The organism is Leisingera sp. NJS201 (assembly GCF_004535885.1).
Lineage (GTDB): Bacteria > Pseudomonadota > Alphaproteobacteria > Rhodobacterales > Rhodobacteraceae > Leisingera.
In genome coordinates, this window is the sequence record NZ_CP038234.1 from 3,411,327 (window position 1) to 3,428,349 (window position 17,023).

Annotated in this window: 17 protein-coding genes and 1 pseudogene; 4 read left to right on the forward strand and 14 right to left on the reverse strand. The window is 61.7% G+C overall.

Annotated features, from left to right (window positions below; all coding sequences use genetic code 11):
- Window positions 1-45: 45 nt before the first annotated feature.
- The 5 genes from ETW23_RS16665 to ccoN all read right to left on the reverse strand — a co-directional run bounded on the left by ETW23_RS16665 (window position 46) and on the right by ccoN (window position 4,315).
- Window positions 46-663 (reverse strand): N-acetyltransferase, encoded by a 618-nt coding sequence (locus ETW23_RS16665; RefSeq protein ID WP_134830682.1) that lies wholly within the window; start codon window positions 661-663, stop codon window positions 46-48.
- A 209-nt stretch (window positions 664-872) separates the two neighbouring features.
- Window positions 873-1,742: a cytochrome-c oxidase, cbb3-type subunit III gene (ccoP, locus tag ETW23_RS16670; protein ID WP_134830683.1), complete on the reverse strand. Its 870-nt coding sequence runs from the start codon at window positions 1,740-1,742 to the stop codon at window positions 873-875.
- Entirely contained in the window at window positions 1,739-1,951 is a 213-nt protein-coding gene (locus ETW23_RS16675) for a cbb3-type cytochrome c oxidase subunit 3 (protein WP_129369761.1), read from the reverse strand. The genes ccoP and ETW23_RS16675 overlap by 4 nt, the downstream gene beginning before the upstream one ends.
- Window positions 1,952-1,961: 10 nt before the next feature.
- The gene (gene ccoO / locus ETW23_RS16680) at window positions 1,962-2,690 is read right to left on the reverse strand and encodes a cytochrome-c oxidase, cbb3-type subunit II (RefSeq protein WP_129369760.1); all 729 of its coding nucleotides are present in this window, start codon (window positions 2,688-2,690) and stop codon (window positions 1,962-1,964) included.
- Between the two features lie 14 nt (window positions 2,691-2,704).
- Window positions 2,705-4,315: a cytochrome-c oxidase, cbb3-type subunit I gene (ccoN, locus tag ETW23_RS16685; RefSeq protein ID WP_129369759.1), complete on the reverse strand. Its 1,611-nt coding sequence runs from the start codon at window positions 4,313-4,315 to the stop codon at window positions 2,705-2,707.
- A gap of 204 nt (window positions 4,316-4,519) precedes the next feature.
- Here ccoN and ETW23_RS16690 point away from each other — a divergent pair, with 204 nt between their 5' ends.
- Window positions 4,520-5,359, forward strand: a complete 840-nt coding sequence (locus ETW23_RS16690; RefSeq protein ID WP_129369758.1) for a universal stress protein — start codon at window positions 4,520-4,522, stop codon at window positions 5,357-5,359.
- Window positions 5,360-5,441: 82 nt separating this feature from the next.
- On the opposite strand, the gene ETW23_RS16695 is transcribed toward ETW23_RS16690, so the two are convergent.
- The 4 genes from ETW23_RS16695 to fnrL all read right to left on the reverse strand — a co-directional run bounded on the left by ETW23_RS16695 (window position 5,442) and on the right by fnrL (window position 7,301).
- Entirely contained in the window at window positions 5,442-5,699 is a 258-nt protein-coding gene (locus tag ETW23_RS16695) for a GlsB/YeaQ/YmgE family stress response membrane protein (RefSeq protein ID WP_129369757.1), read from the reverse strand.
- A gap of 361 nt (window positions 5,700-6,060) precedes the next feature.
- Entirely contained in the window at window positions 6,061-6,228 is a 168-nt protein-coding gene (locus ETW23_RS25430; protein ID WP_205879912.1) for a hypothetical protein, read from the reverse strand.
- 39 nt (window positions 6,229-6,267) lie between these two features.
- The gene (locus ETW23_RS25435) at window positions 6,268-6,429 is read right to left on the reverse strand and encodes a hypothetical protein (protein WP_205879913.1); all 162 of its coding nucleotides are present in this window, start codon (window positions 6,427-6,429) and stop codon (window positions 6,268-6,270) included.
- A gap of 131 nt (window positions 6,430-6,560) precedes the next feature.
- The gene (fnrL, locus tag ETW23_RS16710; RefSeq protein WP_129369755.1) at window positions 6,561-7,301 is read right to left on the reverse strand and encodes a transcriptional regulator FnrL; all 741 of its coding nucleotides are present in this window, start codon (window positions 7,299-7,301) and stop codon (window positions 6,561-6,563) included.
- A gap of 61 nt (window positions 7,302-7,362) precedes the next feature.
- Here fnrL and hemN point away from each other — a divergent pair, with 61 nt between their 5' ends.
- Entirely contained in the window at window positions 7,363-8,718 is a 1,356-nt protein-coding gene (gene hemN / locus ETW23_RS16715; protein WP_134830684.1) for an oxygen-independent coproporphyrinogen III oxidase, read from the forward strand.
- A gap of 270 nt (window positions 8,719-8,988) precedes the next feature.
- On the opposite strand, the gene ETW23_RS16720 is transcribed toward hemN, so the two are convergent.
- The 4 genes and pseudogenes from ETW23_RS16720 to ETW23_RS26825 all read right to left on the reverse strand — a co-directional run bounded on the left by ETW23_RS16720 (window position 8,989) and on the right by ETW23_RS26825 (window position 14,813).
- Window positions 8,989-10,581 carry an ABC transporter ATP-binding protein gene (locus tag ETW23_RS16720; protein WP_134830685.1) on the reverse strand — a complete coding sequence of 531 codons (1,593 nt, stop codon included), beginning with the start codon at window positions 10,579-10,581 and terminating at the stop codon, window positions 8,989-8,991.
- A gap of 103 nt (window positions 10,582-10,684) precedes the next feature.
- Window positions 10,685-11,797, reverse strand: a complete 1,113-nt coding sequence (locus tag ETW23_RS16725) for an ABC transporter permease (protein ID WP_134830686.1) — start codon at window positions 11,795-11,797, stop codon at window positions 10,685-10,687.
- Window positions 11,794-12,879, reverse strand: coding sequence for a microcin C ABC transporter permease YejB (locus tag ETW23_RS16730; RefSeq protein WP_129369751.1), 1,086 nt, complete (start codon window positions 12,877-12,879; stop codon window positions 11,794-11,796). Before ETW23_RS16730 ends, ETW23_RS16725 begins: the two co-directional genes overlap by 4 nt.
- Window positions 12,880-12,888: 9 nt before the next feature.
- Window positions 12,889-14,813, reverse strand: a pseudogene (locus tag ETW23_RS26825) (extracellular solute-binding protein).
- A gap of 217 nt (window positions 14,814-15,030) precedes the next feature.
- Between ETW23_RS26825 and ETW23_RS16740 the strand changes: the two are divergent.
- The gene (locus ETW23_RS16740) at window positions 15,031-15,267 is read left to right on the forward strand and encodes a DUF333 domain-containing protein (RefSeq protein WP_129369749.1); all 237 of its coding nucleotides are present in this window, start codon (window positions 15,031-15,033) and stop codon (window positions 15,265-15,267) included.
- Between the two features lie 85 nt (window positions 15,268-15,352).
- Here ETW23_RS16740 and ETW23_RS16745 read toward each other — a convergent pair whose 3' ends face one another.
- Window positions 15,353-15,859 carry a cytochrome c family protein gene (locus ETW23_RS16745; protein ID WP_134830687.1) on the reverse strand — a complete coding sequence of 169 codons (507 nt, stop codon included), beginning with the start codon at window positions 15,857-15,859 and terminating at the stop codon, window positions 15,353-15,355.
- A gap of 119 nt (window positions 15,860-15,978) precedes the next feature.
- On the opposite strand from ETW23_RS16745, the gene ETW23_RS16750 reads away from it, so the two are divergent.
- Complete coding sequence (locus ETW23_RS16750) at window positions 15,979-16,812, forward strand: prephenate dehydratase (RefSeq protein WP_129369747.1); 834 nt, start codon at window positions 15,979-15,981, stop codon at window positions 16,810-16,812.
- Window positions 16,813-17,023: the final 211 nt, after the last annotated feature.

A 17,023-nucleotide genomic window follows, 5' to 3' on the forward strand; every position in this document is an offset into this window, starting at 1 on the left:
TGCGGCTGGTGGCTCAGCGGGACGGTGCGGCCGTTTACTCTATCGCTATTGGGCGGCTCGAAACATCGGAAACAGGGGTGGGGCTTGGTCGGCTTTGATCAGACCCATCTCTTGGAAGCCATAGCGCTTATACAGCGATAAATTTGCAGGGTTTGTCGATTCTAAGTAAGCAGGTCTTCCATCTTCGTCACAACGCTTGAGGCAGCATTCAAGCAACGCGGCCCCCAGCCCTTTTCCTTGGCGAATTGGATCGACCGCAATAAAAGCTAAATGCCAGCAGTCCTCATCGGGATGATAATTGTCCATCTGACCAAAGGTTTCGAACAACGCATCATGCTTTTCTGATGAGACCGTCTGTTCAAAACACGCGACAAGCTGTTCTTCGTCAGGGTGAACGCTTGGCGGAAGCCAAAGTGCGCCAGCAGTAAAATCATCGTTTCGAAACGCGCTACCCTGTTCAAATGCACGCCCTCCAAAAAAGTCCATTACTCGCGGGAAGTGGGTAAGGAAATCGGCAGGTTCAGGATACAGCCAACGCATGAATGGGTCGGCAGAAAATCCAAGAGCAAGTCCGCTTAACAAACTTTCTGCTTCACTTCGGGTTGATGATCTAAACATGAAATTACCTTTGGTCGTTCCACCTCGATTTTCAAGTTTTAGCATGCGGGCCGTAAATACGTGTTGTCAAATGCGCAATTTATTGTCCTGTTCAAGCAACGATGGATGACTGCGTCGGGCTCGCGCCAGGCTTTCGCTGCAATGAGTTTCGGCGTCTGCTTCGGGTTGGCTGCCGAGCTTCCCATCACCACAAATCTACGAAAAAGGGCCGCCCGCAGGCAGCCCTCTCATCATTCTGATCAACCGGATCCGGCTTATTCGCCGCCGCCCAGCTGGTGGACATAAGACGAGACCGCCCGGATCTGCGCCTCGGTCAGGCGGGTGTTCCAGGCCGGCATCACGCCATAACGCGAATTGGTCACGGTCTCGCTCAGGGTGGCGTAATCGCCGCCGTAAAGCCAGATCGCATCGGCCAGGTTCGGCGCGCCCTGGCTGCGGTCGCCAGTGCCGTCATCCGCGTGGCAGGAGGCACAATTGTCGGCAAAGACAACCGATCCGGCCTCAACCTTGGAGGCATCCTGCGCCTCGCCCGACAGCGACATCACATAGTTGACCACTTGGGAAATCTCTTCTTTCTCAAGCAGCTCGTCACGGCCGAATGCAGGCATCTCGGAATAGCGCGCATCATCGCTGTCTTCGTTGCGGATGCCGTGAGTGATGGTGGCGTGGACATCCTCCACCGAACCGCCCCACAGCCAGTCGTCGTCCAGCAGGTTCGGGTAACCCTTGGCCCCTGCCGCACCGGAGCCGTGGCACTGGGCGCACCAGGTCTTGAACACGGCAGAACCCGCCGACACCGCGTAGGCGTTCAGATCAGCATCTTCCGCAATGGCTGTCAGCTCGGTTGCTTCCAGCTTGGCGTTGACCGGCGCGTTGGCTTCTTCCACCGCGGTGATTTCAGCCGCCACGTCGGCGCGGGTCGACCAGCCCAGCACCCCGGCAGTGGCGCCGTTGATCAGCGGCCAGGCCGGATAGGCGATGGTGTAAAGAACGCCCCAGATGATGGTGGCATACAGGGTCCACAGCCACCAGCGCGGCATCGGGTTGTCGAATTCCTCGATCCCGTCCCACTCATGGCCGGTGGTGTTCGGATCGCCTTCGAACTTTTGCGATTTCTTGCTCATGCCCTCGCCTCCTTGGTCCCGGCGGGTTTGACTGCATCTTCACGGGGCGCCGGTGCATCATCATGCCGGAACGGGATGTCGGCGGTGTCCTTGTAAACCTTGGTGCTGCCCGGGCGGAACGCCCAGACCACGACACCGATAAAGAAGGTGAACAGGAACAGCAGCATCCAGCTGTCCGCGAATTGCCTGAGGAGTGTGTAGAATTCCATCTGTCCCTCCTTAGCGGCTCGCGTCCGGGGTGAAGGTCGAGAAATCGACCAGCGTGCCCATCATCTGCAGATAAGCGATCAGCGCATCGGCCTCGGAGACCCCCGGCTGGCCGTCGAAGTTGCGCACGTTGACCTTCTCGCCGTAACGCTCCAGCAGCCCGTCATAGTCGCTGTCGGGATCTGCCTGGGCGCGGAAGTCGGCCTGCGCGGCCTCGATCATCCCGTCCGTGTAAGGCGTGCCCAGCATCGCATTGGTCGCCATCACGTCGCCAATGTATTTGCCATCGACCCGCTTACGCTCAAGGAAGCCGTATTTCGGCATCACCGATTCCGGCACCACGGCCTGCGGGTTGCGCAGGTGGTCGACGTGCCACTCGTCCGAGTAGCGGCCGCCGACACGGGCCAGATCCGGTCCGGTCCGCTTGGAGCCCCACTGGAACGGACGGTCGTACATCGACTCCGCCGCCAGCGAATAGTGGCCGTAGCGTTCGACCTCATCGCGCATCGGGCGGATCATCTGACTGTGGCAGACATAGCAGCCTTCGCGGATGTAGATGTCCCGGCCCGCCAGTTCGAGAGGGGTGTAAGGGCGCATGCCCTCCACCTTCTCAATGGTGTTTTCCAGGTAGAACAGCGGTGCAATCTGCACCAGGCCGCCGATGGTCACAACCAGGAAGCTGCAGATCAGCAACAGGGTCGCGTTGGTCTCGAGGATCTTATGTTTGTCGAGAATGGACATAGCTGCCTGGCTCCTTATTCAGCCGGGACCGGAACCGTCAGGCTGGCTTCTTTTGCCGGGGCCTTACGGACAGTCATCCACAGGTTGTAGCACATGATAAGCGCACCAGCGAGGAACATGACCCCGCCCAGGCCGCGCACCACATACATCGGGAACTTCGCTGCCACAGTGTCGGCAAAGGAGTTCACCAGGAAGCCGTTGGCATCCACTTCGCGCCACATCAGGCCTTCCATGATACCAGTCACCCACATGGATGCGGCATAGAGAACGATACCGATGGTGGCGAGCCAGAAGTGCCAGCTGACGAGGCTCAGCGAGTACAGCCGCTCCCGCTTCCACAGCACCGGCACCAGATAATACAGCGCGCCAAAGGTGATCATGCCGTTCCAGCCCAAAGCACCGGAATGCACGTGGCCAATGGTCCAGTCGGTGTAATGCGACAGCGAGTTCACAGCGCGGATCGACATCATCGGACCTTCAAAGGTGGACATGCCGTAAAAGCCGACCGAGATCACCATCATCCGGATCACCGGATCGGTGCGCAGCTTGTCCCAAGCGCCTGACAGGGTCATCAGACCGTTGATCATGCCGCCCCACGAGGGCATCCAAAGGATGATCGACATCACCATGCCCAGGGTCGAGGCCCAGTCCGGTAGCGCGGTGTAATGCAGGTGGTGCGGACCGGCCCAGATATAAAGGAAGATCAAAGCCCAGAAGTGGATGATCGACAGCTTGTAGGAAAACACCGGACGTTCGGCCTGTTTCGGGATGAAGTAATACATCATCCCCAGGAAGCCCGCGGTCAGGAAGAAGCCCACAGCGTTGTGGCCGTACCACCACTGGATCATCGCATCCTGCACACCCGGCCAGACGATGACCGACTTGGAACCCCAGATGGACACCGGAATGGTCATGTTGTTGACCAGATGCAGCATCGCCACGGTGACGATGAAGGCCAGGTAGAACCAGTTCGCCACATAGATATGCGGCTCTTTGCGTTTGATCACGGTGCCCAGGAACACCGCCAGATAGGCGACCCAGACCACGGTCAGCCACAGGTCAACGTGCCATTCGGGTTCCGCATATTCCTTGGACTGGGTCGAGCCGAACAGATAGCCGGTCGCGGCCAGCACGATGAACAGCTGGTAGCCCCAGAACACGAACCACGCCAGGTTGCCGCCCCACAGCCGCGCCGCGGAGGTGCGCTGCACCACATAAAACGAGGTTGCGATCAGCGCGTTGCCGCCAAAGGCGAAAATCACTGCCGAGGTATGCAGCGGACGCAGGCGGCCGAAATTAGCCAGGCCTTGCGCCCACTCGAAATTCAGTGCCGGAAAGGCCAGCTGGAACGCTATGAAAGTCCCGGCCAGAAATCCGACCACGCCCCAAAAGGCGGTTGCAATTGTACCAGCGCGGATCACGCTGTCGAAATACTCATTTTCCAGACCAATAACTGCCGGTTTCGGCTCGTTGGTGTGGCGCAAAGTATAAAGAAACAGGCCGCCAGCCACGATCATCACGATGATCGCATGCACCTGGTAAGCCAGATCCCGCGCGTAATTGGACCCGATCATCGCAAACAGCGTGACCAGACCAAGCGCTATCAGCTTGATATAGTTAGACATCTTGCGTCCCTTTGCCATGCCCCCGCGAATCCTGCGGATACGGGAACGTTATTAGACCGCGCCCTTCATGCAAAAGGCGCATCCTTGATACCTTGATCTGCATCAAGACATATCCACGCAACATGTGACACATCTGCCCGTGTAACGAAATTCTCCGCATCGCGGCTATCCGGGCTGCGCCGCATCATCCGCCGAGAGGTGCCAATGTCCTACAAGTCCTTGCTTACCATTCTCACAGCTGCGGAAACAGCAGCAGCGCCCTTGGCGCAGATTACGGCCCTGGCCGAAGACTTTGGCGCTCATGCCGATGCGCTCTGCCTTGGGGTCGACCGGACCCAGACCGGCTATTATTACGCAGGCGCCAATGCGATGGTCCTGCAGGAAACCCTGTCCCGTGCCCAGGAAGAGGCCGAGCAGGTCGAGGCCCAGGCCGAAACCGCGCTGCAGCAGGCCGGCGTGCCATTTTCCACCGACAGCGGTGTGGCCCAAATCGCCGACCTCGGCCGCCATGTAGCGCGTCAGGCGCGTTTTTCCGACCTGGTTGTGCTGAGCAAACCCTATGGCCCGGGCAAGCGTGCCGAAGCCGAACCGATTGTCGAAGCCGCCCTGTTCGAAGGCCGCGCCCCGGTGCTGGTGGTGCCCGACAATGCCGCACCGATGCGCCAGCCCGAAACCGTTCTGGTGGCCTGGAACGAAAGCATTGAGGCGATGACCGCGATCCGGCGGGCAATGCCATTCCTGATAGGCGCCGATCTGGTGCGTATCGCAGTGATCGACCCGCCGCAGCACGGGCCGGAACGCTCCGACCCTGGCGGTTTGCTGGCGCAGATGCTGTCCCGGCACGGGGTGGCCTGCGAGATCGATGTGCTCAGCAAGACCCTGACCCGGGTATCCGATGTGCTGAACCGCCATGCGGCGGACACCGCCGCTGATCTGATTGTGATGGGCGCCTACGGCCATTCCCGCTTCCGCGAAGCAATCCTTGGCGGCGCCACCCGCAACATGCTGGAACAGGCCAAGGTACCGGTGCTGATGGCGCATTGACGACCCCATCAGTCAGCAATCTTGCCGAACAATAAAGGGCGCCCTGCGGGGGCGCCTTTTTTCGTCAATCGCCGCCTGCGCCCTACCCGGCCTTGCGTATGAGGCCGATCAGGAACAGCAGGATCACCGCCCCGATGGTGGCATGGATCAGCGACCAGATGAAACCACCGCCCGCGGCAAACCCCAGTGCCGGAAAGATCGTTCCCGCCAGAAAGGCGCCAACCACGCCGACGATGATATTGCCGAGAATGCCAAAGCCGCGCCCTTGCATGATCTTGCCTGACAGCCAGCCGGCCAGCGCCCCCACGATCAGCATCCCGATCAAGCTTCCAAACTGCATTTCCGCCTCCGTTTGTTGTGATTACCCCAATAGACCACACCCGCGGCACCGGGTCACCTGCAGCCATCAAGGAACCTGACGGCAAGCGCTGCAAAGCGGCGCAGCTCCCGCCCGTCGTCCGCCCTTCTTGCTGAAGGGCCTCCTCCCGTTGGGCGTGGCACCGCTTTGCGGTGCCACGCCCAAGGCTGCCAGCGGGTCCGGCACAGCCGGGCACGCGCAGGCGCGGGAGGCCCCCTCCCTGTTCTTCCGGTCTTAACCCTGGCGGACGTAGTGCATCCCTTGAAAAGCCTCGCGGAACTCTGCAATTTCCCCGCCAGCGCCACCGGGACCTCTGGCCGCAGGCCACGAGCCATCAGCTCGGCTAAGCGCCGTCGTGCTTTGGCTCCACCCCGCGGCGCACCAATTCAGAGGTCCCGATGCGCAACCCGATCATGCCGCCCGGTACCTGCGCCAGCGGCAGGCCGATGCCGCAGGCCAGGAACCCGGCCTTGCGCAGAGGCTTTGAGGCCGCGTGGCCGCTGCCAAACACTGCTGCCTCCAGCGCGAACTGTTGCGATTGTGCCGCACCTTACGCGGTGTCAAAGACCGGCGGCCCCTGCCTTGCCAGCTCCTGCGCCAGTGCCTGTGATAGATACGCCATGGCCTGGGCATAACCCGCACCGTGCTCCACCCAATCCGGCAGGCTCATCGCCAGCGCCGCTGCTGGCCAGCGGCAAGCTGGTGGCGGCATTTGACATCCGGGCCAGCCTGCCACGGGACCTGCGGCTGTGGAGCCTGCGCGCCTCAGGCCCGCTCAGCCCCGCGGTACGGGTGGCGGGCTGGCTGGTAGAGAACAAATATGGGATTGCAGGAAATGCGGCCTTAGCCCAGGAAGCCGCCGTCGCTGTCGTCGCCGGCCTCTTCCATCAGGCGGCGCATGTCGGGCACTGTGACGTGACGCTTGCCTTCCAGCTCAATAACACCGTCCCTCTTCAAAGCCGAAATCTGCCGGCTCACGGTTTCCAGTGTCAGGCCCAGGTAATCCGCCATCGCCTCGCGGGTCAGCGGCAGGTCGAACACCATGCGGCTGGTGGCGCCGCGCGGTGTCAGCGAGGCATCGCGCCGGGCAATGATCGACAAGAGGCTGGCAATCTTCTCGCGCGCTGTCTTGCGGCCCAGCACCAGCATCCATTCGCGGGCGGCGTCCAGCTCATCCAGCGTCATCTCCAGCAGCCGGTGGGCGATATGCGGGGTGCGCTCCATCAGCTCTTCAAACGGTTTCTTGCGGAAGCAGCACATCACGACGTCGGTGGTCGCCACCACATCATATGCCGCCCCTTCACGTCCGGGCCGGCCGACAAAATCGCTGGGCAGCAGCAGCCCCACCATCTGGGTGCGCCCGTCCTCCATCGTCTGGGTCAGCGAGGCAATGCCCGACACCACGGACCCGACAAAGGTCATCACATCGCCGGACCAGATGACCGGCTGGCCGGCCTCATAGGTGCGGTAGTATTTGACCGCATCCAGCTCCTCCAGCTCATCCGCGTTGCAGCGCGCGCAGACGGCGCGGTGGCGGATCGGGCAGTCGCCGCATCTGGACTGTGACAATACTGGAGCGTGCATCAGGGGATCCCGGTTGATCTGGGTCAAGGTTTGCCTGTCCGGCGTGCCTAAAACTAAAGGAATGGATCAGAAACCTCAATTGGCCGAACTCGGATTATTCGACGCCAAAGTGCCGCGCTATACAAGTTACCCGACGGCGCCGCATTTCGGAGATGCAGTGGATCCCGCCCGGTTTTCCGGCTGGGTGTCAAAGGTTGCCCCCGGCAGCAGTATTTCCATGTACGTGCATGTGCCGTTCTGCCGCAGGCTGTGCTGGTTCTGTGCCTGCCGCACCCAGGGCACCCGCTCGGACGCGCCGGTGGAGGCCTATGTTCAGGTATTGAAGGCCGAGATTGCACTGCTGCGGGAGCAGCTGCCGGAGGGCGTGACGCTGTCGCGCCTGCATTGGGGCGGCGGCACTCCGACGATCCTGAACGCTGAGCTGATCCGCGATCTGGCCAGCACCATCGCAGAGGCCATTCCACTGGCGCCCCGGGCGGAGTTCTCGGTTGAAATCGACCCGAATGAGATCGGGGACCGGCGGCTGGAGGCGCTGGCCGGGTCCGGCATGACCCATGCCACGGTCGGGGTTCAGGATTTCGACAGCACCATTCAGCAGGCGATTGGCCGCATCCAAAGCTTCGAGTCGACCCGGACGGCCATCGAACAGCTGCGCAACCATGGAATTGACGGCCTGAACGCCGATATCCTGTACGGGCTGCCGTATCAGACACCGGCAGGAATGACCGAAAGCGTGCAAAAGCTCGTTTCGCTGACCCCAGGCCGGGTGGCGGTTTACGGCTATGCCCATGTGCCCTGGATGGCCGGGCGGCAAAGCATGATCCGCTCGGACACTCTGCCAACGCCCGAAGCCCGGCTGCAGCTGTTTGAGACCGCCCGCCGGCTGTTCCTGTGGGACGGCTACCGGGAGGTCGGTATCGATCACTTTGCACGGCCCGATGACGGGCTGGCGGTGGCGCAGCGGACCGGGCGGCTGCGGCGTAGTTTCCAAGGTTATACAAATGACCCGGCGGAGGTGCTGATCGGGGTCGGCGCCTCGGCGATCTCACGGTTTCCACAGGGCTATGCGCAGAATGCACCGGGCACATCGGCCTATATCCGTGCTATCCGCGACGGGCAATTCGCCACTGCTCGCGGCCACGGGTTCCGCGGCGAAGATCTCTTGCGGGCGCGGCTGATCGAGGCGTTGATGTGCGACTTCCGGATCAGCCGGGAGGAGATCCTGTCGCGCTTTGCCGTGCCTGCCGCAAGATTGGAAAGGATGTTCGCCGAGGCCGGCGCCGCCTTCCCTGGCATGCTTTCGGTGTCCGCCCAAGGCCTTGCTATCCGCGAGGAGGCCCGTCCGCTGACCCGGATGATCGCCCGCAGCTTTGACGCCTATGATCTCAGCACGGCTGCCCACAGTACAGCGGTTTGAAATCTCTCCCGGATTGCCAGCCTCTCCCGCCCGTCGCCGCTGCGCCATATGGCCCAACGCCGCTAAGGCCCGTCTGGCATCAGCCGGGCGGGCCTGCGGGCGCGGGAGGTTTCCGCCTGTTCCGGGGTGACACAGATAGGTCAGCACCGCTGCCGCAATGTTTCGCGCGCGAAACATTTGGTCAATCGCACTGCCGCAACTTGTGGGCGTTGCGCCGGCAGCGTGCGCATAAATGCTGCAAAGCCTGCCACAATGTTAATCAGGGGCGGGTCACCCCGCCGCCGCCAGCAGCCTGCGGGTGTAGTCTGCCTGCGGGTTGGTGAAAAGCGCCTCCGCCGCGCCGGTCTCCACCACGTCGCCCTGGTTCATCACCACCACCTTGTGCGACATCGCCCGCACCACGTTCAGGTCGTGGCTGATGAACAGATAGGCGAGACCATAACGCGCCTGCAGGTCGCGCAGCAGCTCGACAATCTGCACCTGCACCGTCATGTCCAAGGCCGAGGTCGGCTCGTCCAGCACCACCAGTTTGGGGCGCAGCACCATGGCGCGGGCGATGGCAATGCGCTGGCGCTGACCGCCGGAGAACTCATGCGGGTAACGGTCCATCGCCGCCGGGTCCAGGCCGACCTCCTGCATCACCTCGGCCACCAGCTCGCGGGGTTTGCGGTGCTGGTCGACCTTGTGGATCGCCAGCCCCTCGGAGATGATCTGAGCGCAGGTCATCCGCGGGCTGAGCGAGCCGAAGGGATCCTGGAACACGATCTGCATATCCTTGCGCAAAGCACGCAGGTCGCGGGTGGACCATTTGCGCAGGTCCTGCCCCTGGAAGGTGACCGCGCCCTCGGAGGCAATCAGCCGCATGATGGCAAGTGCCAGCGTGGTTTTGCCGGATCCGGATTCGCCGACGATACCCAGGGTTTCGCCACTCCGCACTGAGAGCGACATCGGGTTCACCGCCTTCACATGGCCCACAGTGCGTTTCAACAGGCCGCGCTGGATCGGGAACCAGACTTTCAGGTCCTGCGCCGCCACCAGCTCTTTGGCGTCATCCGGCACCGGCGGAGGCGTTCCCGATGGCTCGGCTGCCAGCAGTTTCCGGGTGTAGGCGTGCTGCGGATTGGCAAAGATCTCTGCCGCCGGGCCTTCCTCGACTATTTCACCGTCCTTCATCACGCAGACACGGTCGGCGATGCGGCGCACGATGCCAAGATCATGGGTGATGAACAACAGCCCCATGCCCTCGCTTTTCTTAAGGTCCGCCAAAAGGTCCAGGATCTGCGCCTGGATAGTCACATCCAGCGCCGTTGTGGGTTCGTCCGCGATCAGGATGTCGGGCTTGTTGGCCAGCGCCATGGCAATCATCACCCGCTGCCGCTGGCCGCCCGACAGCTGATGCGGATAGGCGCTGAGCCGGCTTTCCGCGTCACGGATGCCGACCTTGTTCATCAGCTCCAGAATACGCTCCCGCGCCGCGCGTCCCGTCAGCCCTTGGTGCAGGGCGATGGATTCCTCCAGCTGGCGTTCAATGGTGTGCAGCGGGTTGAGCGAGGTCATCGGCTCCTGAAAGATGAAGCTGATGTCATTGCCGCGCACATCCATCAGGTGCTTCTCATCGGCGCCCACCATTTCGGTGCCGCCGTAGGTGACGGAGCCGCTCACCATGGCGCTGTCGCCCAGCAGCGACACAGTGGAGAGCGCCGAGACCGATTTGCCCGAGCCGCTTTCGCCCACCAGGGCAACCGTCTCGCCGCGGCCGACGGAGAAGGAGACGCCGCGCACGGCCTCTGTCACCTTGCCGTCCTGGCGGAAGGAGACGCGGAGGTTCTGGACATTCAGGAGGGGGGAGGAATTTGCGGTCATTCTTTTGCGGCTCCATTGCCCCGTTCTTCGTCCGGGACGCTTGCGGCCCGGGCTGCGCCTCCCCAGGCAGGCTTCGCCCTATTGCCGTGCTTCGACAGCATCCTCATGAAAACGTCTTCCGCGGGTCGAAGGCATCGCGCACGCCTTCAAAGATGAAGACCAGCAGCGACAGCATGATGGCAAAGGTGAAAAAGGCGGTGAAGGCCAGCCAGGGGGCCTCCAGGTTCTGCTTGGCCTGCAGGGTCAACTCCCCCAGGCTTGGCGCCGAGGACGGCAGGCCGAAGCCGAGGAAGTCCAGCCCCGCCAGCGCCGAAATAGTGCCGGTCACGATAAAGGGCAGCATGGTCAGCGTTGCCACCATTGCATTGGGCAGCATGTGGCGGAACATGATGGTCATATTGCCGACCCCCAGCGCCTTGGCGGCACGAACGTACTCAAGATTGCGGGCGCGCAGGAATTCGGCCCGTACCACGCCGACCAGCGCAGTCCAGCCGAACAGGATCATCAGGAACACCAAGAGCCAGAAACCGCGCCCCAGGATCGCAAACATGATGATGATCACATAAAGCGTCGGGGTGGAGCTCCAAATTTCAATGATGCGCTGGAACACCAGATCCAGCCAGCCGCCGAAAAAACCCTGCACCGCGCCGGCCAGGATGCCCAGCACCGTGGCAGCACCGGTCACGATCAAGGTGAACAGGATCGACAAGCGGAAGCCGTGAATCACCCGTGCCAGCACGTCGCGTTTGGTGTCATCGGTGCCCAGCAGGTTCTGGCCATTGGGCGGCAGCGGCGCGGCACCGGGACGGTCAACGGTGGTGTTGAAGCTGTAGGGGATCGGCGGCCAAAGGGTCCAGCCCTGCTGGAACCCCTCCGCGGCATAGGTGCCAGCGGCGATTTCTTCCAGGATCTGTTCGGGTTCGTCAAAGCAGTCCTCGATCCCGCCGGAGCGGATCAGGCATTCCACCTCAGGATCGCTGTAGATCGCCTCGGTCTGGAAATCGCCGCCGAAACGGGTTTCGGGGTAGAATTTGAACACCGGTGCGTAGATCCCGCCGCGGTAGCTCACCAGGATTGGTTTGTCGTTGGCGATGAACTCGGCAAAAAGCGAACATGTGAACAGCACGGTGAACAGGATCAGCGACCAGGAGGCGCGCTTATTCTTGCGGAAATTGTTCCAGCGGCGCTGGTTCAGGGGGAAAGTGCCATCAGTCAGCCCTCCCGCTTGTCAAAGTCGATGCGCGGGTCGACCAGCACATACATCAGGTCCGAGACGATGCCGACAACCAGGCTCATCAAGCCGAAGATGAACAGAGTGCCGAAAATCACCGGGTAGTCGCGCGCCACCGCGGCCTCAAACCCCAGCCGGCCAAGACCGTCGAGCGAGAAGATCGTCTCGATGATCAGCGAGCCGGAGAAAAACACGCCGATAAAAACCGAGGGAAAGCCGGCAATCACAATCAGCATCGCGTTGCGGAACACGTGACCGTACAGCACCCGGTTCTCGCTGAGGCCCTTGGCGCGGGCGGTCATCACGTATTGCTTCTTGATCTCGTCCAGAAAGGAGTTCTTGGTCAGCAGCGTCAGCGTTGCAAAGGCGCCGATAGTCGAGGCCAGCACCGGCAGCGCGATGTGCCAGGCATAATCGCCGATCTTACCGATCAGGCTCAGCTGATCCCAGTTGTCGGAGGTGAGGCCCCGGAGCGGGAAGATCTGCCAGTAGGAACCGCCGGCAAACAGCACCAGCAGCATAATTGCAAACAGGAACGACGGGATCGCATAGGCGGCGATGATGAAACCGCTGGTCCAGGTGTCAAAGCGCGAGCCGTCCCGCAGCGCCTTGCGGATGCCCATCGGGATCGAGATCATATAGGCGATCAGCGTGGACCACAGACCAAGCGAGATTGAAACCGGCATTTTCTCCAGCACCAAGTCGGTCACGTCGATCTTGCGGAAATAACTCTCGCCGAAATCAAAGCGGGCATAATTGCCAAGCATTGTCAGGAAGCGCTCCAGTGGCGGCTTATCAAGGCCGAACTGCTGCTGCAGTTCCTCGATCAGCTCAGGCGGCAGGCCCTGACGGCCGGCGTAGTTTTCATTGGCGCTGATCGCCTCGGTGCCGGTATCGCCGCCGCCGCCGGCAAAGCCTTCGAACACGTCGCCGCCGCCTTCCAGCTGGGCGATGATCTGCTCTACCGGACCGCCGGGCACAAACTGCACCAGGGCAAAGTTCACCAGCAGGATGCCGAACAGCGTCGGGATCACCAACAGCAGGCGTCTGAAGATATAGGCTGCCATGTCTCTGTCTTACCGAAGCGCGCCGGCGGATTTGAGTTCGGCCTCGCGGGACGCATCGATCCACCACAGGTCCAGCATGCCGGTGTCATAGGGCGGCAGGTTGTCCGGCTGGCGGTACATGTCCCAATAGGCGATCCAGCTGACATCCAGATACCAGGCCGGCACCATGAACCGCTTTGCCCGCAGCACCCGGTCCAGCGCGCGGGCATTGGCGCGCAGGTCTTCCTGGGTTTTAGCGTTGACGATATTGCCGATCAGCGCATCCACCGCCGGGTCTGCCAGCCCTGCCGGGTTGAACACCGAATATTCATGCGCCTCGGATCCGAAATACTGGTACAGGCCGGTCGAAGGCTCCAGCGACATCCGGTAGGCCGAGGAGATCATATCGAACTCCTTTTCCCGGCGGCGGCTGGTGTATTGCGCGTAATCGACCCGGTTCAGCACCGCATCCACGCCCATGGTGCGCAGGTTGGTGACATAGGGCTGCACGATGCGTTCAATTGTCGGGCTGTCGGCCAGAAACTCCAATTTCAGCACGTCGCCTTGCGCATTGCGGCGCAACCCGTCATCGCCGACAGCCCAGCCGGCCTCATCCAGCAGTTTCATGGCGCGGCGCAGGTTTTTGCGGTCGCCGGGGCGCGACGCCTTGGAGCTATGCGCCATCACCGGTTCCGAGGTCAGCAGCGCAGGGTCGATCTGATCGCCCAGCGCCTCCAGCACCTCTTTCTCACGGCCCTCGGGCAGGCCCTGCGCGGCCAGCGGCGAATCCTGCCAGAAAGAGGAGCGATGGCGGAACAGCCCGTATTGCAGGCTTTCGTTGGTCCACTCAAAGTTAAACGCCAGCTGCAGCGCCTCGCGGACGCGGATGTCCTGGAACTTGGGCTTCAAGAGGTTCATCACAAAGCCATTGGCAGAGGGCACATTTCCGTCGGGGATTTCACCCTTGATCACCTGGCCCTTATCCACCGCGGCAAAGTCATAAGACGTGGCCCAGCTTTTCGAGTTGTTCTCGGGGCGCAGTGTATAGACGCCCGCCTTGAACCCCTCCATCGCAGCAATTGCATCGCCGAAGTATTCAACCCGGATGCGGTCATAGTTGTGGCGGCCGATGTTCACGTTCAGCCCGACCCCCAGTAATCCGGGTTGCGGCGGTAGGTGATGCGCTGGTTCACCTCGGCGCTTTCTAGCACATAGGGGCCGGAGCCGATACCCGGATCCAGCCGCGGCTCATCCAGGCGGCGGTTTTCGGGGTCGGCCTCAAACCAGGCCTTGGAGAACACCGGCGTGCCGCCCACCTGAGTGATCATCGCCCGGCGGGGAAAATCCGGACTGAAGTGGAATTTGACGCGGTGCGGATCCAGTGCCTCGGCCTTGGGGATGCGTTTGCGCACCGCTTCGGCATAAGATTTCAGCCCCTGATCCAGCAGGATATTGTGGGAAAACACCACGTCATCAGCGGTGACTGGGCTGCCATCGGAGAATTTTGCCTCGGGGCGCAGGTTGAAGATCACCCAATCCTGGCTTTCGGGGTATTCCAGGCTTTCGGCGATCAGCCCGTAATAAGAGCCGGGCTCGTCATAGGATTCCACCAGCAGGCTTTCGAACTGATCCGAGGACAATGCCCCCGCCCGCCCGTTCCGGGTATAGGGGTTCATGCTGTCAAAAGTGCCGACGGCAGAAATCGACAATTCACCGCCCTTGGGCGCCTTAGGGTTCACATAGTCGAAACGGGCAAAGCCTTGCGGGTATTTCAACTCGCCGAATTCAGCAAAACCATGCGCCTTGATGACAGTCTCTTCCGCCTTGACCAGCGTCGCCGCAGCCAATGCCAGGAAAAGCCCCAGTATCAGTACCGGGGCCAATGCCGCCGCAGCCTGCAGCGGAGTCGCCCTTTCTTTTGCGCGCACGCGCGCCGCGGCTCGAGCGGTGTTCATCTGCCATGACCTCCTTTGCCCGGAACTTCGGCCCGGATTTCTGCTGCCAAGCTAATGGCCGGGGGCGGTAACATTCAAGTTGAGATTAAGTGATATCCCCGGCTCTCTTGGCACAAAGCAGCCGAAAACCATGCTTTTACAAGGCGGCGCTTGCCCGCAATAAAATTGCCTGCCAGCCTCGCATCACGATTGCGTTATATAACGAGGGAGTTTGCCGATGCCGACGTCAATGAAACTTGCCGCCCTTGCGGTTGCCGGGGCCGCCGCGCTTAGCGCCTGTGCCCAGCAGGAAGAGGAAGTGGTCTACAGCAGCCCGGAAGAGGCGTATTGCGTGCAGACCGGCGGCAGTTATGTGCTGCGCAGCGGCAAAGCGGGCACTATCGGCGTCTGCATTCTGCCGGACGGCCAGGAGCGCGATGCGCTGGCCTATTACCGGGAAAACAACCCGGCCTAAGGCGGCCCGGTTCATACCCGCATCAAAAAAGCCGCTGCAAATCTGCAGCGGCTTTTCAATTCGATAGCTGGGACAGCGGTCCTGATCAGCCGTCCAGGCTGTCCAGATAGGCAATAAGATTCACCCGGTCCTTTTGCTTTTTCAAACCGGAGAACGACATGGTGGTGCCCGAGGCATAGGCGGACGGCTTGGTCAGGAAGGCGTCCAGCGCCTCGGCAGTCCAGTCGCCGTCCAGGCCGGTCAGGGCGCCGGAGTAGCCAAAGCCCGGGGCCGCTGCGATATCGCGGCCGACAACGCCGTACAGATACGGGCCGGTCGAGTTGGCGCCATCTTCCAGCTTGTGGCAGGCAGAGCATTTCTTGAAAACCTTGGCGCCTTTGGCAACGTCGGCAGCGGCCATCAGCTCTTCAAAGCTGACTTCCGGCTCATCGCTGGCGGCGGCATCGGCCGAGGCGACTTCGATCACATAGGACGCCTCACCGTGGCTGTCCATGTGATACAGGCCGCTGGCGGCCCATTTGCCCAGCAGGAGAACCAGGAACGCGCCGCAGACGCCTGCGGTCGCTTTGGTAAGGGTCATTGTGTCAAACATGAATCGCGGGTCCATTTAGCTGTCTGCGTGGCTGTCTAAGGCTTCCCCTTCAAAGTGGCAAGGTATAGACAGCGCGACGAAACGCCCAATTCTTGAAGTTTTGCACGGGGAACACACCCATGAGCCGCAAAATCGCCATTCAGGGGGAGCTTGGCTCCTACAGCCACGAGGCCTGCCGCAATGCCCGGCGTGATCTGGAGGTGCTGCCGTGCCGCACCTTTGAAGACGTGATTGCAGCGGTCAAAAGCGGCGAAGCCGAACAGGCAATGCTGCCGGTGGAGAACTCCACCTATGGCCGGGTGGCCGATATTCACCGGCTGCTGCCGCACAGCGGGCTGCACATCATCGACGAGGCCTTTGTGCGGGTGCATATCAATGTGCTGGGGGTGCCGGGCGCCCGGCTGGAAGACATCCGCGAGGCGAAATCGCATCTGGTGCTGCTGCCGCAATGCGGGACTTTTCTGCGCGAGCACGGCATCACCGGCCGGATCAGCCCCGACAACGCCCGCGCGGCGCGGGATGTGGCGGAAGCCGGAGATAAGCATGTGGCGGCGCTGGCCAGCGAATTGGCGGGCGAGATCTACGGGCTGGAGGTACTGGCCCGCCATATCGAGGACAACGGCGACAACACCACCCGCTTCCTGATCATGTCGCCGGAGCCGGACTTCCGCCGCCGCGGCGCCCACAGCATGATCACCAGCTTCGTGTTCCAGGTCCGCAACATCCCCGCGGCGCTCTATAAGGCGATGGGCGGTTTTGCCACCAATGGCATCAACATGACCAAGCTGGAAAGCTATATGGTGGACGGATCCTTCACCGCGACGCAGTTTTATGCGGATATCGAAGGCCACCCGGAAGATCCGAATGTGCAGCTGGCAATGGATGAGCTGAGCTATTTCACCACCAATGTGGAAATCCTCGGCGTCTATCCCGCCAACAACGGCAGATTCTGAGGCACGGAACGGGATGGGGCGCTGCCCCTCTTGGCCTTACGGCCAATTCACCCCGGGGTATTTCAAACCAGAAAGAAGCGGCACCCCGCCGCGCGTCAGCGCGGCGCCCGGCCCAACGGCCGCTGGGCAATCTTTGATTGCGCCGGGGCGGGCGGGAGCAAACCCGTCAATTGCCGCGCGCGCCTGTTTGTCGCGGATGGGTGATAGAGGG